This is a genomic window from Streptomyces nanhaiensis (genome assembly GCF_046614825.1).
In the GTDB taxonomy this organism is placed as follows: Bacteria; Actinomycetota; Actinomycetes; order Streptomycetales; family Streptomycetaceae; genus Streptomyces; species Streptomyces radiopugnans.
The window spans coordinates 97,121-119,652 of record NZ_JBKJFM010000004.1 but is presented as its reverse complement, the minus strand read 5'-3'; the positions used below and the strand labels follow the sequence as shown (position 1 = coordinate 119,652).

Here is a 22,532-nt window from a genome sequence, read left to right as displayed (position 1 = left end):
CGGGGGCCCGCACAATGGAGGGCATGGGGACGCAGGAGTGGGCGCGGCACTGGCGGTACGACCGGCTGCCGGACACGGATCTGCTGCGCGCCCGGTACATACGGCACACCTTCCCCCAGCACGCCCACGACGGCTACGTACTCGCCGCCGTCACCGGCGGCGTCGAGGAGATCGGGCTGCCGCAGGGCGTGGAGCGGGCCGGCGCAGGGGCCGTCGTCATGATCAACCCGGAGGTGGCGCACACAGCGCGCGCCGGTGTCCCGGAGGGCTGGGCGTACGCCACGCTCTACACCTCCTCGCGCACGGTCGCGGCCGTCGCCGCCGAGACGACGGCCATCCGGGGCACCGCGGGGTTCACCGAGCCCGTCGTGCACGATCCCGAGGCCGCGCGCCTGATCACCGAGGTGCACCGGGCCGCCGAGCAGGGCAACGCACTGGCCGCCGACACCCTGCTGCGGGTCGCCGTCACCCGGCTGCTGCGCCGGAACGGCGCCGCGCTCCCCGCGCGCACGGTCCGCACGGCGGGCGCGTGCAAGGCGGCGCGCGCCCGCGAGATCCTCCTGGAGCGGATGACGGAACCGCCCACTCTGGAGGTGCTCGCCGCGGAACTGGGGACGAGTCCGTTCTCGCTGCTGCGGGCCTTCCGCGAGCGGTACGGCATGCCGCCGCACGCCTGGCTGACCAGTGCCAGGGTCCGCCGCGCGCGCCGGCTGCTGGAGGAGGGGGCGCCGCCGGCCGAGGCGGCCGTCGCCGTCGGCTTCACCGACCAGCCGCACCTGGGACGGCACTTCCGCCGGATCGTCGGTGTGCCGCCCGGCGCCTACCAGCGCGAACGCGCAAGAACGTACAAGACCGGACGGGAGGGCCGCGCCTAGCATCGCGCCGTGCCCGAGAGGAACCAGACACCCCAGACCGCCCCTACGGACCGGACCGCCCAGACCGCCAAGGCCCTCCGAACCGCCCCGGTCCGCCCGGCCGAGGGGGACGCTTCCACCGCACCGCCGTCAGCCGGCGACCGCGGAGACGACCGCGGAGACGACCGGGCCCTGGTCCGCGACGCCCTCGGTGTCGGTGTCGCCGTGGGCCTGTCCGGGTTCGCCTTCGGGGTCACCTCCACCGGAGCCGGGCTGAGTCTCGCGCAGACCTGTGCGCTCAGCCTGCTGGTCTTCACCGGCGCCTCGCAGTTCGCCCTGGTCGGCGCGCTCGCCGCGGGCGGCGGCCCGCTCACCGCCGCGGCCGGGGCCTTCTTCCTCGGCACCCGCAACGCCTTCTACGGGCTGCGGCTGTCCTCGCTGCTGCGGCTGCCGCGCGCGGTGCGGCCGGCGGCCGCCCACCTGGTCATCGACGAGACGTCCCTGGTCGCCCTCGCCCAGCGGGACCGCCGTGCGGCGCGGATCGGGTTCGCCGTCACCGGCATCAGCCTCTACCTGCTGTGGAACCTCACCACACTGCTCGGCGCGCTGGGCGCCGCAGCGCTCGGCGACACCGCCGCCTGGGGGCTGGACGCCGCGGGCCCGGCCGTCTTCCTGGCGCTGCTGGCGCCCATGCTGCGCACGGCGGCCGAGCGCGCCACGGCCGGGCTCGCGGTGCTGCTGGGCCTGGGTCTCCTGCCGGTCCTTCCGGCCGGGGTCCCGGTGCTGGTGGCGGCGCTCGCCGCGCCCCTGGTGCTGCTGGTGCGGGGGCGGCGGGCCGGACGGCGGGACGGAGGGAAGGTCCGATGAGCCCGGAGGGCGTGTGGATCGCGATCGGGGCGACGGCCGCCGGCTGCTACCTCGTCAAGCTGCTCGGGCTGTCGGTGCCCGCCGGAGCGCTGGAGCGCCCGCTGGTGCGGCGGCTGGCGGCCCTGCTGCCCGTGGCGCTGCTGGCGGCGCTCACCGCTCAGCAGACCTTCGGCGGCGAAGGCGGCGCGCTGGTGGCCGACGCCCGCGCGGGAGGCCTCGCGGCGGCGGCGGTCGCACTGGTGCTGCGCGCGCCATTCCTGGTGGTGGTGGCCGCCGCCGTCCTGGTCACCGCGGGGCTGCGGGCCCTGGGGTAGGGCGGTTCCCCACCCGGCTGCCGGTTCCTCCGTCCGGGTGGGCGGATACTGGGGGGCATGCGTTTGACGGTCTTCTGGGAGCGGATGGCTGCCCACTTCGGTGAGGCGTACGCCGACTCCTTCGCACGCGATCACGTGATGTCCGAGCTGGGCGGCCGGACGGTCCACGAGGCCCTGGAGGCGGGGTGGGGAGCGAAGGAGGTCTGGCGCGCGGTCTGCGTGGCCGTGGACGTGCCCGCCGAGCTGAGGTGAGCCCCGAAGCGGCCGGGCACGGCCCGGCGACCGGTCGTGCGAAGCCCTTCCGGGCCGCTGGTTTCCGGGGTTCTTCCGGTTTTCCACAGGAGAACGGGGCAACTTGACACAAAAATCGAACAGCCATTCTCATGGGGGAGCCGGGCTGCTGGGAACGGTGTCCGGGCCGATTGTCAGTGGCAGGCGCTAGCGTCTTTTGATGTGAAGCGATCGACTCAAGCGAACCGGGTGGCACCCATGGCAGGAAACGACCGCGAGAAGGCGCTCGACGCCGCGCTCGCACAGATTGAACGGCAGTTCGGCAAGGGCGCCGTGATGCGCCTGGGCGAGCGGCCGAACGAGCCCGTCGAGGTGATCCCGACCGGGTCGACCGCCCTGGACGTCGCCCTGGGCGTGGGCGGCCTGCCGCGCGGCCGGGTGGTGGAGGTCTACGGGCCGGAGTCCTCCGGCAAGACCACCCTGACCCTGCACGCGGTGGCCAACGCCCAGCGGATGGGCGGCACGGTCGCCTTCGTCGACGCCGAGCACGCCCTGGACCCGGAGTACGCCAAGCGGCTGGGCGTGGACGTGGACTCCCTGATCCTGTCCCAGCCCGACAACGGCGAGCAGGCGCTGGAGATCACCGACATGCTCATCCGCTCCGGCGCGCTGGACCTGATCGTGATCGACTCGGTGGCGGCCCTGGTGCCGCGCGCGGAGATCGAGGGCGAGATGGGCGACTCCCACGTGGGTCTGCAGGCGCGGCTGATGAGCCAGGCGCTGCGCAAGATCACCGGCGCGCTCAGCCAGTCCAAGACCACCGCCATCTTCATCAACCAGCTCCGCGAGAAGGTCGGCGTGATGTTCGGGTCGCCGGAGACGACCACCGGTGGCCGGGCGCTGAAGTTCTACGCCTCGGTGCGGCTGGACATCCGCCGGATCGAGACGCTCAAGGACGGCACGGAGGCGGTGGGCAACCGCACCCGGGTGAAGGTGGTCAAGAACAAGGTGGCCCCGCCGTTCAAGCAGGCGGAGTTCGACATCCTCTACGGCATCGGCATCAGCCGGGAGGGCGGGCTGATCGACATGGGGGTGGAGCACGGCTTCATCCGCAAGTCGGGCGCCTGGTACACCTACGAGGGCGACCAGCTGGGGCAGGGCAAGGAGAACGCCCGCAACTTCCTGCGCGACAACCCGGACCTGGCCAACGAGATCGAGAAGAAGATCAAGGAGAAGCTCGGCATCGGCCCGAAGACCGAGGCCCCCGAGGGCGAGCCGGGCGCGGACGCGGCCGGAGCCGAGGCCGCCCCGGCCGCGGCGGCGAAGACGGTGCCCGCACCGGCGACGCGCGCCAAGGCGGTCAAGAGCACCGCAGCGGCCAAGAGCTGAGCCGTGGCGGGACGTCAGGGGGAGCCACCGGCGGATCCGGAGGAGCGGGCGCGGACGATCTGCCTGCGCCTGCTCACCGGAACGCCGCGCACCCGCGGGCAGCTCGCCGAGGCACTGCGCAAGCGGGAGATCCCCGAGGACGTCGCCGAGTCGGTGCTCTCCCGGCTGGAGGACGTCGGGCTGATCGACGACGCGGCGTTCGCCGATGCCTGGGTGGAGTCCCGCCACCACGGACGGGGCCTCGCCCGTCGGGCCCTCGCCCGGGAACTGCGGCACAAGGGCGTGGACTCCGAACTGATCGACCACGCGGTGGAGCAACTGGACCCGGAGCTGGAGGAACGGACCGCCCGAGCCCTGGTGGAGCGCAAACTGCGCGCCACCAAAGGGCTGGAGCGCGACAGGCGACTGCGTCGGCTCGCAGGGATGCTGGCACGCAAGGGCTACCCCGAAGGGCTCGCCCTCCGGGTGGTGAGGGAGGCACTGGAAGCGGAGGGGGAGGACGTGGAGGAGTACCCGCTGTACGGCTCGGACTGAGCCGTACGGTGCCGACCGACGGCAATCACGGATCCGCTGCGTCCGCATCTCCGGCCAGGGCGCCGCGTACCGCCTCGACACAGGCGCGCAGTTCGCCCGTCCGGGCACCGGGCAGAGCGGTCACAAGGTGCCCGTCCGGGCGGATCACCAGGGCGGTATGGGCGATCGCACCCGGATAGCCCTCGGCCACCAGCAGCTCCGCGGGCACCGGCAGCCGCTCCAGCACGGCGGCCAGCTCCGGCATCAGTCCGGCCGACAGCCAGTGGCGGCTGTCCCACACATGGGTGCCTGGCGCGACCAGCAGCACCAGCAGCTCACCGCCCAGCCGCTCCCACAGCCGCCCTCGCGTTCCGTCCAGGGCCGTCACCGGTACGTCCGGCACAGGTGATCCCGGCTCGGTCCCGACCGTGAGCGCTCCGGGAACGGTGTCCTGCCCCGGTGCCAGCGGCGAATGCCCGTAGCACGGTGCCGCGCCCAGCGGCCCCCGGCCCAGATGCCCGTCCGTCAGCAGCTCCAGATGCCCCCGTGAGGCGCCGGACAGCAGGGTGCGCAGTCCTCCGCCCCCACGCACCAGTGGCAGAGCCTGGTCCAGGGCGCGCAGCCGGGCCCCCACCGCGCCGCGCCGCTCGGCCTCGTAGCTGTCGAGCAGTTCCCCGGACGCCTGGCCGCGCAGGCACAGAGCCAGCTTCCAGGCCAGATTGGCCGCGTCCCGCAGTCCCTCGTCGACGGGCTGGGTGCCCAGCGCCCCCAGCAGATGCGCCGCGTCCCCGGCGAGGAAGGCCCGGTCCGAGCGCCAGTGCCGCGCCAGCCGCTGGTGGGCGATGTGCACGCCGGTGTCCAGCAGTTCGTAGGGAGGGGCCTCCTCGCACCATGCGGCCAGGGTGTCGCGTATCCGGGCCAGCAGAGCGTCCGGAGTGACCAGATCGCCGCGGGGCGGAAGCAGCCAGTCCAGTCGCCACACGCCGTTCGGCAGCGGGCGCGCCACCACCTCGCTCTCGCCGCCGGGCACGTCGCGGTGCAGCAGCGCCTCACCGTCCCAGGGCAGTTCCACGCGCAGGGCCGCCACCGCGTGCCGCTCGACGGAGGTGCGCCCGGGGAAACGGATCCCCAGCAGCTTGCGCACCGTGGAGCGGGCGCCGTCGCAGCCCACCAGATAACTGCCCCGCCACCAGGCGCCGGCGGAGCCGGGAGCGCCTCGGGTGTGCGCCGAGACCCCCCGCTCGTCCTGCTCCAGCTCGTCCAGGCGGGCCCCGGTGACGATCTCGGCCAGCGGCTCCCGCTCCAGCGCGGCCCGCATGCCGCGTTCCAGCGCGTACTGCTGTATGTGCACCGGTGAGGTCAGGGCGTCCAACTCGACCCGCCGCACCGGCTGCCGCCGCCGCTCGGTGCGCCACGCCGCCCACCGGGCACCGCCCAGGGTCGCCGCGTACGCCGCCGTGTCCGGCCGCAGGACGCAGGTGCGCGCCGTGCGCTGCTCCACCTCGCCGTCACCGCCGTCCAGCACCACCGACGGCACACCGTGACGCGCCAGCGCCAGTGCCAGCGCCAGCCCGACAGGTCCCGCGCCGACGACGATCACCGGGTCCACGACGGGCGGCCCTCGCAGTTCTCACGGTCCGGGGAGGGAAGAAGGTCCGGGGAGGGAAGAGGGGGTGGAGCCGATGGAGCCCGGTACACGATCACACCTCGTATGCAACCTACTGCCTGTGCCCCCGTCAAGCGACGGGGGCACAGGCAGTAGGTGCGCAGCGGGCGCGGAAGACGGGCGCGGTGCGCGGCTACTTCCGCGTGTGGGGCTCGACGTGGGGTTCGTCGAACTCCATCTCCGTGTCGGCGCCGCCGTGCAGCACGGCGCCGGTGGACCGCTTGCCGCGCCGCAGACGCCCCTCGAGCCAGCTCGCGAAGCTGGTGAGCAGGAAGTTCAGCAGGATGAAGATCAACGCGATCACGGTGAGGGCCGCGATGGTGTTGGCGCCGTAGTTGGCGGTGATCACCCGTGCCTGGTTGAGGAGTTCGGCGTAGCCGAGCACCGCGCCGCCCAGGGCGGTGTCCTTGACGATCACCACGAGCTGGCTGACCAGCGCCGGCAGCATCGCCGTGACCGCCTGCGGCAGCAGCACGTAGAGCATGATCTGGCTCTTGCGCATGCCGATGGCCTTGGCCGCGTCCGTCTGACCCGAGGGCAGTGACAGGATGCCCGCCCGCACGATCTCGGCGATGACCGAGGCGTTGTAGAGCACCAGGCCGGTCACCACGGCGTACAGCGGGCGCACTTCGGAGTCGATGTCGGTGAACTGCGCGTACGCCTGGTTGGCGAAGACCATCATCAGCAGCACCGGGATGGCGCGGAAGAACTCCACCACCGTACCGACCGGCCGGCTGACCCACCGGTGCTCCGACAGCCGGCCGATGCCGAGCAGGGCGCCCAGCGGGAGGGCGATGACGATCGCCAGCGCCGCGGCCTTGAGGGTGTTCAGCAGCCCGGGGATCAGATACGTCGTCCACACCCGGGAGTCGGTGACGAACGGGCTCCACTTCTCCGCGGCGAGCTGGTTCTTGCCGGCCATCGTGTCCAGGACCCACCACAGGACGAGGGCGAGGAGGACGAGGAAGACCGCCGAGTAGACCAGGTTGCGGACCTTGGCGCGCGGTCCCGGCGCGTCGTAGAGAACGGACAGGTCACTCATCGCTTCACCGCCACGCGCTTGCTCACCCAGCCCAGCAGCATGCCGGTCGGGAGGGTCAGGACAACGAACCCGAAGGCGAAGACCGCGAAGACCAGGAAGATGGCGTCGCTCTCGATCTCCACCATCTCCTTCATCAGCAGCGCGGCCTCCGACACACCGATGGCCGCCGCCACCGTGGTGTTCTTGGTCAGGGCGATCAGCACGTTCGCCAGGGGCGCCACGACCGACCGGAACGCCTGCGGGAGGATGATGAGGGTCAGTACCTGGAAGAAGCCCAGTCCCAGCGCGCGCGCCGCCTCCGCCTGGCCGACGGGCACCGTGTTGATGCCCGAGCGCAGCGCCTCGCACACGAAGGTGGCGTGGTAGGCGATCAGACCGAGCACCGCCAGCCGGAAGCCGATCTCCTTGGAGTCGCCGCCGGCCAGTGTGATCCCCAGCGTCTGGTACAGGCCCAGGGACGTGGCCACGATGATCACCGTCAGCGGGGTGTTCCGCACGGCGTTGACGTAGACGGTGCCGAAGGTCCGCATCAGCGGCGTCGGACTGACCCGCATACCGGCCAGGATCGTCCCCCAGACCAGGGAGCCGATCGCCGAGTACAAGGTGAGCTGCACCGTCACCCAGAAGGCTCCGAGCACGTCGTACTGCCCGGAATCAAGAAAGTCGAACACGTTCTCCCGCGCTCTCGCCTCGTCGGATGGCGTCTCGTCGGACGGCGTCGGAAGGCGCGGCGCGCCGCCCGTTCGGGGGCGGCGCGCCGCGCCTGCCGTCGTCAGCTCTTCTCGGTGATCTCCGGGGCGGACTCGTAGTCGTAGGCGGCCGGGCCGAAGTGCTTGTCGGCGGCCTTCTCCCAGGAGCCGTCCTCGACCATCTTGGTGAGGGCGTCGTTGATCTGCTTCTGCAGCTCGGTGTCGCCCTTCTTCAGGCCGATGCCGTAGGCCTCGTCGCTGAGGCTGAGGCCGGCGAGCTTGAACTTGCCCTGGTGCTCCTTCTGCGCCGCGTAGCCGGCCAGGATGGAGTCATCGGTGGTCAGGGCGTCGACGGCCTCGTTCTCCAGGCCGGTCAGGCACTCCGAGTAGCCGCCGTACTCCTGCAGGTCGGCCTTCGGCGCGAACTTGTTCTTGACGTTCTGCGCGGAGGTGGAGCCGGTGACCGAGCAGAGCTTCAGCTCCTTGGTGTTCAGCTCGTCCTGGTTCCAGGTGGAGTCGTCACCGGCACGGACCAGGAAGTCCTGGTGGGCGAGGAAGTACGGGCCGGCGAAGTCGACCCGCTCCTTGCGCTCGTCGGTGATCGAGTAGGTGGCGACGATGAACTTCACATCACCGTTGGAGATCATGTTCTCCCGCTCGGCGCTGGGAGCCTCCTTCCAGGTGATGTTCTTCTCGTCGTAGCCCAGCTCCTTGGCGACGTACTTGGCCACGTCCACGTCGAAGCCGGTGTACTCGCCGTCCTGCGTCTTCAGGCCCAGGCCCGGCTGGTCGAACTTGATGCCGATGGTGATCTTGTCGCCGTTGGAGCCGCTGTCACCGCCGCCGCCGCACGCGGTGGCGGTCAGGGCGAGGACGACAGCGGTGGCGGCCGCGAGGCCGGACTTGCGGAGGGTCATGGTGAACATCCCTGGAGTCGTATCGTGCAAAGGTCCGCTGAGCCGTTGCCGGATCAGTGGTGGAGGATCTTCGACAGGAAGTCCTTGGCGCGGTCGCTGCGCGGGTTGCTGAAGAACTGGTCGGGAGTGGCCTCCTCGACGATCCGCCCGTCGGCCATGAAGACCACCCGGTTCGCGGCGGAGCGGGCGAAGCCCATCTCATGGGTGACGACGATCATCGTCATGCCGCCCTGCGCGAGCTGCTGCATGACCTCCAGGACCTCGTTGATCATCTCGGGGTCGAGCGCGGAGGTCGGCTCGTCGAAGAGCATCACCTTCGGGTCCATCGCCAGCGCGCGGGCGATGGCCACGCGCTGCTGCTGGCCGCCGGAGAGCTGGGCGGGGTACTTGTCGGCCTGGTTGGCCACGCCCACCCGGTCGAGCAGGGAGCGGGCCTTCTCCTCCGCCGCCTTCTTCTCGGCGCGGCGGACCTTGAGCTGGCCCAGCATGACGTTCTCCAGCACCGTCTTGTGCGCGAAGAGGTTGAACGACTGGAAGACCATGCCGACGTCGGCGCGGAGCCGGGCCAGTTCCCTGCCCTCGGCGGGCAGGGGCTTGCCGTCGATCAGGATCGTCCCGGAGTCGATCGTCTCCAGGCGGTTGATGGTGCGGCACAGCGTGGACTTCCCGGACCCCGAGGGTCCGATGACGACGACGACTTCGCCCCGCGCAATGGTCAGGTCGATGTCCTGAAGGACGTGCAGGGCACCGAAGTGCTTGTTGACATTGTCCAGGACGACCAGGTTCTCCGCCGTCGGTGCGGCGTCCTTGGTCACCGATACGTTGCTCATCGGCGTCATTCGCTCCGTCCTCGTCGGTTGAGGGGACCTTAGTGACCACCGTTGAGCAGCGTCATCCCATCTGAGCTGAACTTGAGCATAACGATTCAGCCGCAAAGGGATGTATCGCCCGAAAGGTTCACCGGTCGGCGTATCGGCTGCTTAACGTAGGGGTTCGTGCGGGCCGCGGCCCGCCGGGTCTTGACGCGCGGGGCCGGATCGGGGTGGATGACTGCCACGCCGGGGAGGGCCCGGGGGAGACACACGGGGGAGCACCGGGGGAGAGGAGGGGCCATGAGACTGCTGCTCGTCGAGGACGACGACCGCGTGGCCGCGGCGCTGTCCGCCGTGCTCACCCGGCACGGCTTCGACGTGGTGCACGCCCGCGGGGGCGAGGAGGCCCTGCGGCGCCTGCTCCCCGACGGCGCCGCGCCGCCCTTCGACGTGGTGCTGCTCGATCTCGGCCTGCCCGACATCGACGGCTTCGAGGTGTGCGGACGCATCCGGCGGCTCACCAGCACCCCGGTGATCATGGTCACGGCGCGGGCCGATGTGCGCTCCCGTGTCCACGGCCTCAACCTCGGCGCCGACGACTACGTGGTCAAGCCGTACGACACCGCCGAGCTCCTCGCCCGGATCCACGCCGTCAGCCGCCGCACCGCCCCCACCGCCGCCACCGCCCCGGCCGGCGCACCGGGCGATCCGGGCGCCGACCGCGCCGAGGGCGGGGAGACCGGAAGCGCCCGGGGCGCGGGGACCGGGGAGCTGCGCCTGGGGGCGCTGACCATCGAGACCGACACCCGCCGGGTCACGGTGCGCGGCGAGGCGGTTCCCCTGACCCGCAAGGAGTTCGACCTGCTCGCGCTGCTCGCCCAGCGCCCCGGCGTCGTCTTCCGCCGTGAGCAGATCATCAGCGAGGTGTGGCGCACCAACTGGGAGGGCACCGGCCGCACCCTGGAGGTGCACATCGCCTCGCTCCGCTCCAAGCTGGCCCTGCCCGCCCTGATCGAGACGGTGCGCGGAGTCGGCTACCGGCTCGTCGCCCCCGCCGGCTGAGGCCGGGGCCGGGACGGAAGAGGACCGCCCGCCGTGCGCACACGCCTCCTCGCCCTCCTCATCGCCCTGATGGCCGGTGTCCTGCTCGCCCTCGGCTTCCCGCTCGCCGCGAGCATGGCCGCCGCCGAGCAGCAGCACGTCGTCATCGACCGCATCGACGACACCGCGCGCTTCGCGTCCCTGGCCCAGTACGTCACCACCCGCCCCCCGGCCCGCAGCCCCACCACCGCCGAGGCCCGGCAGCAGGACGAGCGGCTGGCGACGCTGCGCGACGAACTCGGCCGGTACCACGACCTCTACGGCATCAGGGCCGGCGTCTTCTACCGCGACGGCAGCACGATGGCCGCGGCCCCGGCGACCTGGCGGCCCCCGCGCCAGGGGGAGGGCGCCAAGGCGTTCGCCGAGGCCCTGGCCGGCCGCCGCAGCCACGATCCGCCCCAGGTGTGGCCCTGGCAGGACGACCGGATCGCGGTCGCCTCGCCGGTCGTCCGCGACGGCGACGTCGTCGCCGTCGTCCTCACCGACTCCCCCACCGGGCCGATGCGCTCGCGCGTCCTGCACGACTGGCTGCCGCTGGCCGCCGGGGAGGCGGCCGCCATGCTCGTCGCCGTCGCCCTCGCCGTCCGGCTGACCGGCTGGGTCCTCGAACCGGTGCGCGTACTGGACAAGGCCAGCCACGACATCGCCACCGGGCGGCTGGCCTCCCGGGTGGCCGCCCTGAGCGGGCCGCCGGAACTCCAGCGCCTGGCCCTGTCCTTCAACGAGATGGCCGACCACGTCGAGACCGTTCTGGAGCAGCAGCGCGCCTTCGTCGCCGACGCCTCCCACCAACTGCGCAACCCGCTTGCCGCCCTGCTGCTCCGCATCGACCTGCTGGCACTGGAACTGCCCGAGGACAACGAGGAGATCGCCTCGGTACGGGCCGAGGGCAAGCGGCTGGCCCGGGTGCTCGACGACCTCCTCGACCTCGCGCTGGCCGAGCACACGCCCGCCGACCTGCGGCTGACCGACATCGCCGCGCTCGCCGCCGAACGCGTCGCCGCCTGGCGTCCGGTCGCCGACCGCGAGGGGGTGGAGCTGCGCGCGGCCGGGCAGGGCGCGGTGACCGGCTGGACGGACCCGGTCGCGCTCTCCAGCGCGCTGGACGCGGTCGTGGACAACGCGGTGAAGTTCACTCCCGCCGGGGAGTCGGTGACCGTCACCGTCACCGCCGGCGGCGGGCGGGTGGCCGTCGAGGTCGCCGACCACGGGCCCGGCCTCACCGAGGACGAGCTGAGCCGGATCGGGGACCGCTTCTGGCGCAGCGGCCGCCACCAGAACGTCTCCGGCTCCGGCCTGGGCCTGTCCATCTCCCGCGCGCTGCTCGCCGCGGGCGGGGCGGACATCTCCTTCGCCCACAACGAGCCGCACGGCCTGCGCGTGGTGATCGGCCTGCCGCGGAACGCGCCGGACGCGGGGTGATGCTCCAAGGCTCCGAGGGGGCCGCGGCCGTGGCGCCGGCGGGCGCCGCGCGTCCGTCCCGGGCGCGCCCGGGACGGGCTCCCCGGACCAGGGTCAGGACTTCACGGAGCGGTAGTAGCGCTCGGCGCCCCGGTGCAGCGGGAGCGGATGGGTGTAGATGGCCGTGCGCAGGTCGACCCTCTGCGCGGCGTGCACCTCGCGGCCGATGCGGTCCCGGCTGTTGATCACCGAGCGGGTGATCCCCTCGGTCAGCGCGGCGTCCGTGCCGTCCATGGTGACCAGCAGGTTCGCCACCGCGATCGTCTCCACGGCCTTGCCGTCCTGGACGGCCGGATAGGCGTCGGAGGGCATCAGGGCCGCCCGGTAGGAGCGGGTCTGCGGCTCCTGCTCGTGCAGTACCGGTACCAGGTCGCCCAGCGGGACGAGCCGGATCTCGACGGCCTTCGCGAGCTCCTCGATCGCACCGGTCGGCAGCCCGCCCGACCAGAAGAAGGCGTCCAGCTCCCCGCGGATCAGCAGTTCCGGCATCCGGTCGATGCCCTGGAGCACCGGCTGGACGTCCCTGCCGGGGTCCAGGCCGGCGGCCTTCAGCAGCCGGCCCGCGATCAGGTTGACCCCCGAGCGCCGCTGTCCGAGCCCGACCCGCAGTCCTTCCAGGTCCTCGGCGGCGCGCACCGGCGAGTCGGCCGGTACGACGAGCTGGATGTAGTCGTCGTACAGCCGCGCGCAGGCCCGCAGCCGGTCGGCGTCCTTTCCGCCGGAGTTGACGTAGGCGGCGACGGCGTCGGCCGCGGCGATGGTGAAGGAGGCCTCGCCGGAGACCAGCCGCTCGATGTTCTGCACCGAGCCCTGGCTGGGCACGAGGGTCACGTCCACATCGGGCAGGTCGCGGCCCAGCTGCTCCTTCAGCAACTCCCCGTATCGCTCGTAGACCCCGCCCCGGGCGCCGGTGGTGAAGACGACCTGGCCGCCGGGCGCCGGGCCGCCGCCGGGCAGCAGCCACCACAGCAGCAGCGCGAGCACGGCCGCCGCGGCCGCGGCGGCCGCCAGCGGCCGCCGTGCCCACGGGCGCCGTACGTGCGGGGAGACCATGTCCTCGATCCTGCCAGGGCCGGTGCGCGGAAGGGAGGGGCGGGGCGGGCCCGGGAGCACGTACCCTGTCGACTGAGATGAGTGCGAAGACTTACCAGGTGCGCACCTACGGGTGCCAGATGAACGTCCACGACTCCGAGCGCCTGTCGGGCCTGCTGGAGGACGCGGGCTATGTCCGGGCTCCGGGGGACGCCGACGACGCCGACGTGGTCGTCTTCAACACCTGCGCGGTGCGGGAGAACGCCGACAACAAGCTGTACGGCAACCTCGGCCACCTCGCTCCGAAGAAGGCGTCCCGGCCGGGCATGCAGATCGCGGTCGGCGGCTGCCTGGCGCAGAAGGACCGCGACACCATCGTGGAGCGGGCCCCCTGGGTCGACGTGGTCTTCGGCACCCACAACATCGGCAGTCTGCCGGTGCTGCTGGAGCGCGCCCGCGTCCGGCAGGAGGCGCAGGTCGAGATCGCCGAGTCGCTGGAGGCGTTCCCCTCCACGCTGCCGACCCGGCGCGAGAGCGCGTACGCCGCCTGGGTCTCCATCTCGGTCGGCTGCAACAACACCTGCACGTTCTGCATCGTCCCCGCGCTGCGCGGCAAGGAGAAGGACCGCCGGCCCGGCGACATCCTGGCCGAGATCGAGGCGCTGGTCGCCGAGGGCGTCACCGAGATCACCCTGCTGGGGCAGAACGTCAACGCCTACGGCTCCGACATCGGCGACCGCGAGGCGTTCTCCAAGCTGCTGCGCGCCTGCGGGAAGGTCGACGGGCTGGAGCGGGTCCGCTTCACCTCCCCGCACCCGCGCGACTTCACCGACGACGTCATCGCCGCCATGGCCGGGACGGAGAACGTGATGCCGCAGCTGCACATGCCGCTGCAGTCCGGCTCCGACCGCGTGCTGAAGGCGATGCGCCGCTCCTACCGGCAGGAGCGCTTCCTGGGCATCATCGAGAAGGTCCGGTCCGCGATCCCCGACGCCGCGATCTCCACCGACATCATCGTGGGCTTCCCCGGCGAGACCGAGGAGGACTTCGAGCAGACCCTCCACGTCGTCCGCGAGGCCCGCTTCGCGCAGGCGTTCACCTTCCAGTACTCCAAGCGCCCCGGCACCCCGGCCGCCGAGATGGACGGGCAGGTCCCCAAGGAGACCGTGCAGGCGCGGTACGAGCGCCTGGTGGCCCTCCAGGAGGAGATCTCCTGGGCCGAGAACAAGAAGCAGGTCGGGCGGACGCTGGAGGTCATGGTCGCCGAGGGCGAGGGCCGCAAGGACGGCGCCACGCGGCGGCTGTCCGGCCGTGCCCCCGACAACCGCCTGGTCCACTTCACCCGTCCCGACGAGGACGTGCCGCGCCCGGGGGACATGGCCACCGTCGAGGTCACCTACGCCGCCCCGCACCACCTGCTGGCCGAGGGCGCGGTGCTGGGGGTGCGGCGCACCCGCGCCGGGGACGCATGGGAGCGGCGCAACGCCTCGCCCGAGCCGAAGCCCCGGGGCGTGATGCTCGGGCTGCCGACCGTCGGCGTCCCCGAGCCGCTGCCCGCCGCGCCTGGCGGTTGCACCGCCCGCTGACACGTCCGCCTTCCGGCGCGCACCCGCGCGCAGGCCTGGCGTGCGCGCGCCGGCCGTGAGCCAGACGTGCGCCGGGTGTGCGCTGGTCAGACGTGTGCGAGCACCCTGCGCGCCCGATCGCGGTGAGGCCCCGGGGCGGTAGGCTGCGCGCCATGCTTGTCGCCGCAGCCGTATGCCCCTGCCCGCCGCTGCTGGTGCCCGAGGTGGCGGGAGGCGCCGCGCACGAGATGGACGAGGCCCGGGCCGCCTGCTACGACGCGGTCGCCGTCCTGGCCGCCGCGCGTCCCGACCGGCTCGTCGTCGTCGGCGCCGCGGAGCCGGCGGGCCGGGGCAGGTATCCGCAGGGCGCCACCGGCTCCTTCCGCCCCTTCGGCGTCGATCTGGAGGTCCGGCTGGGCGAGGGCCCGCCCGCCGGGCATCCGCTGCCGCCGTCCCTGGCCGTCGGCGCCTGGCTGCTGGAGCGCACGCGCTGGAGCGCGGCGCCCGTGGAGGGGCTCGGCGTGGGGGAGCCGCTGCCGAGGGAGCGCTGTGCGCGGACCGGGCGGGAACTGGCCGCCTCCGCGGAGCGCGTCGCGCTGCTGGCGATGGGCGACGGCAGCGCCTGCCGGACGATCAAGGCGCCGGGGTACTTCGACGAGCGCGCCCCCGCCTTCGACGCGGACGCGGCCCGAGCCCTGGGCGCCGCCGACCCCGCCGGGCTGCTGGCACTCGACGAGGAGCTGGCCTACGAGCTGAAGGCGTCCGGCCGGGCCTGCTGGCAGGTGCTGGCCGGCGCGGCCGAGGGCGCGGGGCTCCAGGGGCGGCTGCTGTACGACCAGGCGCCCTACGGCGTCGGCTACCTGGTGGCCAGCTGGTCGTAGGCCGCCCGCCCCGTCCCCGCCCGGATCCGCTCCGCGGCGGGGCGGCGGCCGCTCAGGCGCCGGGGCCGGCGGTGTCCCCCTTCTCGTCCCTCTCACGGGTCATCCGCTCCCGCGCCTCCCGGATCTTCGCGTCGCGGGTCCCGGTGCCGCGCCGGTGCCTGCCTCCGGTCCTGTCACCGGAGGTCTCCCCGGCCTTTCCGCCGTGCCGGCCCACCATGCCCTTGACCCTGTCCATGATGCCCATGACGGTCACTCCGTTCTCTCGTGCTCTCCGGCGGCCCCCGCCCTGGGCGGAGTCCGTGATCCGCTCCGGCTCCGCGGACGGGGCGGGAAGGGGCGGGGGCATTCCTCCGGGCCGCCTCCGAATCACGGTGAATGGGGGTTAATGACGTAAATGCCCCCGTATACACACCAGACCTTACTCGCGTGGCCGCAATTCCGCGCCCCGCGGAGCGGCGCACCGGTCCGCGCCCCGTCGTCCGGCCCGGGCCTCCGGAGCGCGGGCCGGTGGAACGCCGCGGCGGGCGGCCTCGGTACCGGGGCACCGCACAACCCGTTCGGATCCCTCCCCGCGTATTTGCGAGACTTGGGCCGTGAGCAGCTCACCCCCCAATCCCCGTGTCATCGCCGTGGTCGGCCCCACCGCGGCCGGAAAGTCCGACCTGGGCGTCGCCCTCGCCCGGCATCTCGGCGGCGAGGTGATCAACGCCGACTCCATGCAGCTCTACCGGGGCATGGACATCGGCACCGCCAAGCTGACGCGGGAGGAGCGCCAGGGCGTTCCGCACCACCTCCTGGACATCTGGGACGTCACGGTCGCCGCCAGCGTCGCCGAGTACCAGCGCCTGGCCCGTGCCGAGATCGACCGCCTGCTCGCCCGGGGGCGCACCCCCGTGCTCGTGGGGGGATCGGGGCTCTACGTGCGCGGCGCCGTCGACGCACTGGAGTTCCCCGGCACCGACCCGGCCGTGCGGGCCCGGCTGGAGGACGAGCTGGCCGAGTCCGGTTCCGGGGCGCTGCACGCCCGGCTCGCCGCCGTCGACCCCGAGGCGGCCCGCGCGATCCTGCCCGGCAACGGCCGCCGGATCGTCCGCGCCCTGGAGGTCATCGAGATCACCGGCCGCCCCTTCACCGCCAATCTCCCCGGCCCCGAGTCCGTCTACGACACCCTCCAGATCGGGGTCGACGTCGGGCGCCCCGAACTCGACGAGCGGATCGCCCGCCGGGTCGACCGGATGTGGGAGGCCGGGCTGGTCGAGGAGGTGCGCGAACTGGAGCGCGCCGGACTGCGGGAGGGCCGTACGGCCTCGCGGGCCCTGGGCTACCAGCAGATCCTGGCCGCCCTGGCCGGCGAGTGCACCGAGGACGAGGCGCGCGCCGAGACCGTACGCGCCACCAAGCGCTTCGCACGCCGCCAGGACTCCTGGTTCCGCCGCGACCCGCGCGTCCACTGGCTCAGCGGTGCGGCGGACGACCGCGGCGAACTCCCCGACCGGGCTCTGGCCCTCCTCGAACGAGCGGTCACAGCCTGATCACGTGATGGCATCGGGACGCCCAGCGGGCGCTGGACGGCCGTCCTGGCGTGCCATCATCGAGCATCGGCGAGCATCGACCGCCGAACGAGCCGCAGAGCCGGGAGTTGGGAGGGCACGTGGCGATGGAGGCCGGCCCTCGCAACAGCGACGAACCGGTCGTCGAGCAGCTCCGCGCCGACGGCGCGGCCGGCGACGGCCCGGTGGGCCTGGACGGCATGGGCCCACCGGAGGACGGGGACGGCCTCGATGCGCTGGGGGAGGTTTCCGCCGAGGGGGACGAGTCCTACGGCGAACTCCGCCCGCCCCGCAAGCTGCGGCTGTGGCAGCTCGCCCCGATCGTGGGCCTGGGCGCGGCCGGCTCGCTGATGTTCGCCTTCCCGCTCGCCTTCGGGCTCGGCGATGGCGGGGCGGTGGTCGCCATGCTCGGGCTTCTCCTCAGCTGCTGCGCCGCCGGCTGGGGCATGATGGCCGCCCGTCGCGTCGGCCTCACCTGGCCGGGGCTGCCGCCGCGCGGCTCCGGCGAGCGCCCCGACTGGCGCCTGGTCGCCCTGTACGCGCTGGTCACCGGCACTCTCGTGGCGCTGGCCGTCTGGCGCGTCGCCCGGCTCCGCTAGTGCGCCGCCGGCCCGGCTCCACCGGTCCGGCGGCCGGGCCCGCCCCCGTACGATGGACACCGTGGACACCGTGGACAGCGCAGCAGGGACCGCAGGCACGCCCGTGCCGTTCCTCAAGGGGCACGGCACCGAGAACGACTTCGTGATCATCCCCGATCCGGACGGGGCGCTGGACCTGCCCGCCGGGACCGTGGCCCGGCTGTGCGACCGGCGCGCCGGGATCGGCGGGGACGGCCTGCTGAGGGTGGTGCGCTCCGCCGCCCACCCCGAGGCGCGCTCGATGGCCGGCGAGGCCGAGTGGTTCATGGACTACCGCAACGCCGACGGCAGCGTCGCGGAGATGTGCGGCAACGGCGTACGGGTCTTCGCACGCTACCTCCAGCGCGCCGGACTGGCCGGGGCCGGCGCCCTCGCCGTCGCCACCCGGGCCGGTGTGCGCCGGGTGCGCCTCGCCGGGGACGGCGACGTCACCGTCCACATGGGCGCCGCCAAGCTGCCCGGCGGCACGGAGACGGACGTCACCGTCACGGTGGGGGAGCGCAGCTGGCCCGCGCTCAGCGTCGACATGGGCAATCCGCACGCCGTCGCCTTCGTCGACGACCTCGCCCACGCCGGCGACCTGTGCACCGCTCCGGCCGTGGCGCCGGCCGCCGCCTACCCGGAGGGCGTCAACGTCGAGTTCGTCGTCGGCCGGGGGCCGCGCCACGTGGCCCTGCGGGTGCACGAGCGCGGTTCCGGCGAGACCCGCTCCTGCGGTACGGGCGCCTGCGCGGTCATGGTCGCCGCCGCCCGCCGCGACGGTGCGGACCCGGCCGCTGACGGCACTGCGGTCACCTACACCGTCGACGTCCCCGGCGGGCGGCTGGTGATCACCGAACATCCGGACGGCGGTGTCGAGATGACCGGCCCCGCCGTGATCGTGGCCGAGGGCACGATCGACCCCGGCCTGCTCACGCTCCCCGGGGGCTGACCGCTCGAACGGGTGATCCCGGCCACTGCGGACGGGAGGCGGCACGCGGCGTGTGGGAGGCTCGGTAGGATCAAGCCCCCCGGCGCAGTGGGAGGTGCCATGAGCGCAGTACGGAGCCTTCGCAAGCTCGGTCGTGCGGCCCTCCTGGGCCCGTCGCCCCGCCACGCCCTCCCCGACGCCATCGAGCACCTGGCCAAGGCGCACCGCGCCCACCACCCCGGCGCCGACCTCGACATCCTGCGCCGCGCCTACGTCCTGGCGGAGTCCTCGCACCGGGGGCAGACGCGCAAGAGCGGCGAGCCCTACATCACCCACCCGCTGGCCGTCACCCTGATCCTGGCCGAACTCGGCGCCGAGACCACGACCCTGACGGCCTCCCTGCTCCACGACACCGTCGAGGACACCGATGTGACGCTGGAACAGGTGCGGGCGGAGTTCGGCGAGGAGGTGGGCTACCTCGTCGACGGCGTCACCAAACTGGAGAAGGTGGACTACGGCGCCGCCGCCGAACCGGAGACCTTCCGCAAGATGCTGGTGGCCACCGGCAACGACGTGCGGGTGATGTCCATCAAGCTCGCAGACCGGCTGCACAACATGCGCACCCTGGGCGTGATGCGGCCCGAGAAACAGGCGCGCATCGCCCGCGTCACCCGCGACGTGCTGATCCCGCTGGCCGAGCGGCTGGGCGTGCAGGCGCTCAAGACCGAGCTGGAGGACCTGGTCTTCGCCGTCCTCCACCCCGAGGAGTACGCCCGCACCCGGGAGCTGATCCGCGACCACAACGCCGGTGCCGACCCGCTGGCCGAGATCGCCGAATCGGTGCGGGCCGTACTGCGCGAGGCGGACATCGCGGCCGAGGTCCTCATCCGGCCGCGGCACTTCCTCTCCGTCCACCGGGCCCGCGCCAAACGCGGCGAGCTGGGGCCCTGCGACTTCGGGCGGCTGCTGATCCTGGTCGCCGAGAACGCGGACTGCTACGCGGTCCTGGGGGAACTGCACACCTGCTTCACGCCGATGATGTCGGAGTTCAAGGACTTCATCGCCGTGCCGAAGTTCAACCTGTACCAGTCGCTGCACACCGCCGTCGCCGACACCGGGGGGCGGGTGGCCGAGGTCCTGGTCCGCACCCGCCGGATGCACCGGGTCGCCGAGGCCGGGGTGATCGCCCTGGGCGACCCGCACCGCACCTCCGGCGCCTCCCACACCGACCCCGCCGGCGAGACGGCCGCCGCGGACGACGGACGCGCCGACCCCACCCGCCCCGGCTGGCTCGAGCGGCTGCTGGAGTGGCAGAGCCACGCACCCGACCCGGACACCTTCTGGGCCGAGCTGCACGACGACCTCGCCCAGGACCGCGAGATCACCGTCTTCTGCACCGACCCGGGCGGCCCCGGCCGGACCGCCGCCCTCCACCTGCCCGCGGGCGCCACCTGCGTGGACGCCGCCTACGCCCGCTACGGCGCGGCCGGGCACGCCCTGGTCGGAGCCCGAGTGGACGGACGGCTCGCGGCACTGGGCACCGTGCTGCGCGACGGCGACTCGCTGCAGTTGCTGATGGCTCCCGAGGGTACGTCCGGCCCCTCCCCCCAGTGGCTGGAGCACGCCCGCACCCCCACCGCGCGGATCGCCATCCGCACCTGGCTCGACGCCTGCGCGGAGGACGGCGGGCCGGCGGAGGGCGGGCGGACGGAGAGCACGGGCGGAGAGGCCCGTACGGCCCCGCCTGCCGGGGCCCGGACACCCCTTCCCCCTCCCGCCTCCGCCGCTTCCGCCGCTTCCGCCGCCGAGCCCGACGCCCCCGGCCGGGCCGTGCAGCCCCGCGACAGGTCCGCGGCCGTGGTCGGGCTGCCCGGTGCCCCCGTGCGGCTGGCCCGATGCTGCACTCCCGTGCCGCCCGACGCCGTGATCGGCTTCGCGGTACGCGGTGGTGCGGTGACCGTCCACCGGGAGGGCTGCCCGACCGTGGCCCGGATGACCGGCGCCGGCCGCGAGACCGTGGCCGTGCGGTGGCAGGACTCCGGCGCCGGCTGCCGGGTGACGCTGCACGCCGAGTCGCTGAGCCGCCCGCACCTCCTCGCCGATCTGACCGAGGCCATCGCGGCGGAAGGGGCCGCCGTGGTCTCCGCCGAGGTGGAGCCGCCCAGGGAGCACCGGGTGCGGCACACCTACACCCTGCGGCTGGAGGACGCCGGCGAGCTGCCCCGGCTGATGCGGGCCATGCGGGAGGTGCCCGGCGTCTACGACGTCGTCCGGGCCACCCGCCCGCAGCCCTGAGGGGCCCGTTCCGGGGAGCCCGGTCCGCCCGGAAGGGCGGACCGTCGCGCAAACCAGGTGACGGACGGGCCGCACCGTGCCACCATCATCGTGTCCGGGGCGGGCCGCGGCCCGCGTCGGCGTCCGTGCCGGCGGGAATGTTCCGGGCGCCGCGCACGTTGACCCGGATACCTTCACTCCGACGACGTAAGGACTCACTTGACCTTCTCTTCCTCCCTTCCGCAGAACGGCCAGCGCCTCGCCGAGACGTACCGCCGAGCCGACGCCCTGATGGAGGAGGACGTCGCTTGGAGTCACGAGATCGACGGCGAGCGCGACGGCGACCAGTACGACCGCTCCGAGCGCGCCGCCCTGCGCCGCGTCGCGGGCCTTTCCACCGAACTCCAGGACGTCACCGAGGTCGAGTACCGGCAGCTGCGGCTGGAGCGCGTGGTGCTCGTGGGCGTGTGGACCTCCGGGACGGTGCAGGACGCCGAGAACTCCCTCGCGGAGCTCGCCGCCCTCGCCGAGACCGCCGGCGCGATCGTCCTCGACGGTGTGATCCAGCGCCGCGACAAGCCGGACCCGGCCACCTACATCGGCTCCGGCAAGGCGCAGGAACTGCGTGACATCGTGGTCGAGACGGCGGCCGACACCGTCGTGTGCGACGGTGAGCTCAGCCCAGGCCAGCTCATCCACCTCGAGGACGTCGTCAAGGTCAAGGTGGTGGACCGCACCGCCCTGATCCTCGACATCTTCGCCCAGCACGCCAAGTCCCGGGAGGGCAAGGCGCAGGTCTCGCTCGCGCAGATGCAGTACATGCTGCCCAGGCTGCGGGGCTGGGGCCAGTCGCTGTCCCGGCAGATGGGTGGCGGCGGCTCCGGGTCCTCGGGCGGTGGCATGGCCACCCGCGGTCCCGGTGAGACCAAGATCGAGACTGACCGGCGGCGGATCCGCGAGAAGATGGCGAAGATGCGCCGGGAGATCGCGGAGATGAAGACCGGCCGCGACGTCAAGCGGCAGGAGCGGCGCCGCAACAAGGTGCCGTCGGTCGCCATCGCCGGATACACCAACGCGGGCAAGTCCTCGCTGCTCAACCGCCTCACGGGCGCGGGCGTGCTGGTGGAGAACGCGCTGTTCGCCACCCTCGACCCGACCGTGCGCCGCGCCGAGACCCCCAGCGGGCGTGCGTACACCCTGGCCGACACCGTCGGCTTCGTACGCCATCTGCCGCACCACCTCGTCGAGGCGTTCCGCTCCACGATGGAGGAGGTCGGCGACGCCGATCTGATCCTGCACGTGGTCGACGGCTCGCACCCGGCGCCGGAGGAGCAGCTCGCCGCCGTGCGCGAGGTGATCCGGGACGTCGGCGCGGTGGACGTGCCCGAGATCGTGGTGGTCAACAAGGCGGACGCGGCCGACCCGCTCACCCTGGCACGGCTGCTGCGCGCCGAGAAGCACGCCATCGCCGTCTCCGCCCGCACCGGGCAGGGCGTCGACGAGCTGCTGGAGCTGATCGACCGGGAGCTGCCGCGCCCGGCCGTGGAGCTGACGGTGCTGGTGCCCTACACCCGCGGCGACCTGGTCTCCCGGGTCCACGCCGACGGGGAGGTCGTCTCCGAGGAGCACACCGAGGGCGGCACGCTGCTTAAGGGCCGTGTCCACGAGGAGCTGGCGGCCGAACTCAGGGCGTACGTCACCGCGGGCACGGGAGCCTGAGCTCCCGCGCCGCGCGCGGGTCCCGACCCCGCCGACCGGGCCCGTCCCCTTTCCGGGGGCGGGCCCGCGGCCGTGCGTGGTCGGCCGGCGGGACCGGGCGGAGGACG

The 22,532-nt window shown here is 73.3% G+C and carries 21 protein-coding genes and 1 pseudogene; 15 read left to right on the top strand and 7 right to left on the bottom strand.

Translation table 11 applies throughout. The features are described from left to right. Positions 1-23: 23 nt before the first annotated feature. The 6 genes and pseudogenes from ACLIYP_RS02670 to recX all read left to right on the top strand — a co-directional run. Positions 24-875 carry an AraC family transcriptional regulator gene (locus ACLIYP_RS02670; protein ID WP_412711504.1) on the top strand — a complete coding sequence of 284 codons (852 nt, stop codon included), beginning with the start codon at positions 24-26 and terminating at the stop codon, positions 873-875. A 171-nt stretch (positions 876-1,046) separates the two neighbouring features. After that, complete coding sequence (locus ACLIYP_RS02665) at positions 1,047-1,721, top strand: AzlC family ABC transporter permease (protein ID WP_412711521.1); 675 nt, start codon at positions 1,047-1,049, stop codon at positions 1,719-1,721. Beyond that, a complete protein-coding gene (locus tag ACLIYP_RS02660) occupies positions 1,718-2,035 on the top strand; it encodes an AzlD domain-containing protein (RefSeq protein ID WP_093852543.1) in 318 nt (105 codons plus the stop codon). The genes ACLIYP_RS02665 and ACLIYP_RS02660 overlap by 4 nt, the downstream gene beginning before the upstream one ends. A 57-nt stretch (positions 2,036-2,092) precedes the next feature. After that, a complete protein-coding gene (locus ACLIYP_RS02655; RefSeq protein ID WP_093663386.1) occupies positions 2,093-2,287 on the top strand; it encodes a DUF3046 domain-containing protein in 195 nt (64 codons plus the stop codon). A gap of 237 nt (positions 2,288-2,524) precedes the next feature. Further along, positions 2,525-3,655, top strand: a complete 1,131-nt coding sequence (recA, locus tag ACLIYP_RS02650; protein WP_410536054.1) for a recombinase RecA — start codon at positions 2,525-2,527, stop codon at positions 3,653-3,655. Next, positions 3,655-4,189 (top strand): annotated as a pseudogene (recX, locus tag ACLIYP_RS02645) (recombination regulator RecX); the annotation flags it as partial. The gene recA and the pseudogene recX, both read left to right, overlap by 1 nt. Positions 4,190-4,214: 25 nt before the next feature. Here recX and ACLIYP_RS02640 read toward each other — a convergent pair. From ACLIYP_RS02640 to ACLIYP_RS02620, 5 genes are all read right to left on the bottom strand, one after another. Further along, positions 4,215-5,777: an FAD-dependent monooxygenase gene (locus ACLIYP_RS02640; protein ID WP_412711503.1), complete on the bottom strand. Its 1,563-nt coding sequence runs from the start codon at positions 5,775-5,777 to the stop codon at positions 4,215-4,217. A 190-nt stretch (positions 5,778-5,967) separates the two neighbouring features. After that, a complete protein-coding gene (locus ACLIYP_RS02635; RefSeq protein WP_412711502.1) occupies positions 5,968-6,876 on the bottom strand; it encodes an amino acid ABC transporter permease in 909 nt (302 codons plus the stop codon). Then, on the bottom strand, positions 6,873-7,547 hold the full coding sequence (locus tag ACLIYP_RS02630) for an amino acid ABC transporter permease (protein WP_412711501.1): 675 nt from the start codon (positions 7,545-7,547) through the stop codon (positions 6,873-6,875). Before ACLIYP_RS02630 ends, ACLIYP_RS02635 begins: the two co-directional genes overlap by 4 nt. Positions 7,548-7,648: 101 nt before the next feature. Continuing rightward, a complete protein-coding gene (locus ACLIYP_RS02625) occupies positions 7,649-8,482 on the bottom strand; it encodes a glutamate ABC transporter substrate-binding protein (RefSeq protein WP_412711520.1) in 834 nt (277 codons plus the stop codon). 53 nt (positions 8,483-8,535) lie between these two features. Then, positions 8,536-9,312, bottom strand: coding sequence for an amino acid ABC transporter ATP-binding protein (locus tag ACLIYP_RS02620; RefSeq protein WP_410536050.1), 777 nt, complete (start codon positions 9,310-9,312; stop codon positions 8,536-8,538). Between the two features lie 282 nt (positions 9,313-9,594). On the opposite strand from ACLIYP_RS02620, the gene ACLIYP_RS02615 reads away from it, so the two are divergent. Further along, positions 9,595-10,356 carry a response regulator transcription factor gene (locus tag ACLIYP_RS02615; protein ID WP_412711500.1) on the top strand — a complete coding sequence of 254 codons (762 nt, stop codon included), beginning with the start codon at positions 9,595-9,597 and terminating at the stop codon, positions 10,354-10,356. Positions 10,357-10,389: 33 nt separating this feature from the next. Beyond that, a complete protein-coding gene (locus tag ACLIYP_RS02610) occupies positions 10,390-11,817 on the top strand; it encodes a sensor histidine kinase (RefSeq protein ID WP_412711499.1) in 1,428 nt (475 codons plus the stop codon). A gap of 93 nt (positions 11,818-11,910) precedes the next feature. Here ACLIYP_RS02610 and ACLIYP_RS02605 read toward each other — a convergent pair whose 3' ends face one another. Next, the gene (locus tag ACLIYP_RS02605; RefSeq protein WP_412711498.1) at positions 11,911-12,909 is read right to left on the bottom strand and encodes a TAXI family TRAP transporter solute-binding subunit; all 999 of its coding nucleotides are present in this window, start codon (positions 12,907-12,909) and stop codon (positions 11,911-11,913) included. 77 nt (positions 12,910-12,986) lie between these two features. On the opposite strand from ACLIYP_RS02605, the gene miaB reads away from it, so the two are divergent. Together miaB and ACLIYP_RS02595 are read left to right on the top strand one after the other, a co-directional pair. Continuing rightward, on the top strand, positions 12,987-14,474 hold the full coding sequence (gene miaB, locus ACLIYP_RS02600) for a tRNA (N6-isopentenyl adenosine(37)-C2)-methylthiotransferase MiaB (protein ID WP_412711497.1): 1,488 nt from the start codon (positions 12,987-12,989) through the stop codon (positions 14,472-14,474). A gap of 152 nt (positions 14,475-14,626) precedes the next feature. After that, positions 14,627-15,334, top strand: coding sequence for a class III extradiol dioxygenase subunit B-like domain-containing protein (locus ACLIYP_RS02595; RefSeq protein WP_412711496.1), 708 nt, complete (start codon positions 14,627-14,629; stop codon positions 15,332-15,334). Between the two features lie 52 nt (positions 15,335-15,386). On the opposite strand, the gene ACLIYP_RS02590 is transcribed toward ACLIYP_RS02595, so the two are convergent. Next, entirely contained in the window at positions 15,387-15,578 is a 192-nt protein-coding gene (locus tag ACLIYP_RS02590) for a hypothetical protein (protein WP_412711495.1), read from the bottom strand. A gap of 349 nt (positions 15,579-15,927) precedes the next feature. Between ACLIYP_RS02590 and miaA the strand changes: the two genes are divergently transcribed. The 5 genes from miaA to hflX all read left to right on the top strand — a co-directional run bounded on the left by miaA (position 15,928) and on the right by hflX (position 22,425). Continuing rightward, positions 15,928-16,866, top strand: a complete 939-nt coding sequence (gene miaA / locus ACLIYP_RS02585) for a tRNA (adenosine(37)-N6)-dimethylallyltransferase MiaA (protein ID WP_412711494.1) — start codon at positions 15,928-15,930, stop codon at positions 16,864-16,866. Between the two features lie 50 nt (positions 16,867-16,916). Further along, positions 16,917-17,483, top strand: a complete 567-nt coding sequence (locus ACLIYP_RS02580; protein ID WP_412711493.1) for a hypothetical protein — start codon at positions 16,917-16,919, stop codon at positions 17,481-17,483. Between the two features lie 52 nt (positions 17,484-17,535). Next, positions 17,536-18,453: a diaminopimelate epimerase gene (gene dapF, locus ACLIYP_RS02575; protein ID WP_412711492.1), complete on the top strand. Its 918-nt coding sequence runs from the start codon at positions 17,536-17,538 to the stop codon at positions 18,451-18,453. Positions 18,454-18,552: 99 nt separating this feature from the next. Continuing rightward, the gene (locus ACLIYP_RS02570) at positions 18,553-20,727 is read left to right on the top strand and encodes a RelA/SpoT family protein (protein WP_412711491.1); all 2,175 of its coding nucleotides are present in this window, start codon (positions 18,553-18,555) and stop codon (positions 20,725-20,727) included. Between the two features lie 198 nt (positions 20,728-20,925). Then, positions 20,926-22,425, top strand: a complete 1,500-nt coding sequence (hflX, locus tag ACLIYP_RS02565; protein ID WP_412711490.1) for a GTPase HflX — start codon at positions 20,926-20,928, stop codon at positions 22,423-22,425. Positions 22,426-22,532 lie beyond the last annotated feature (107 nt).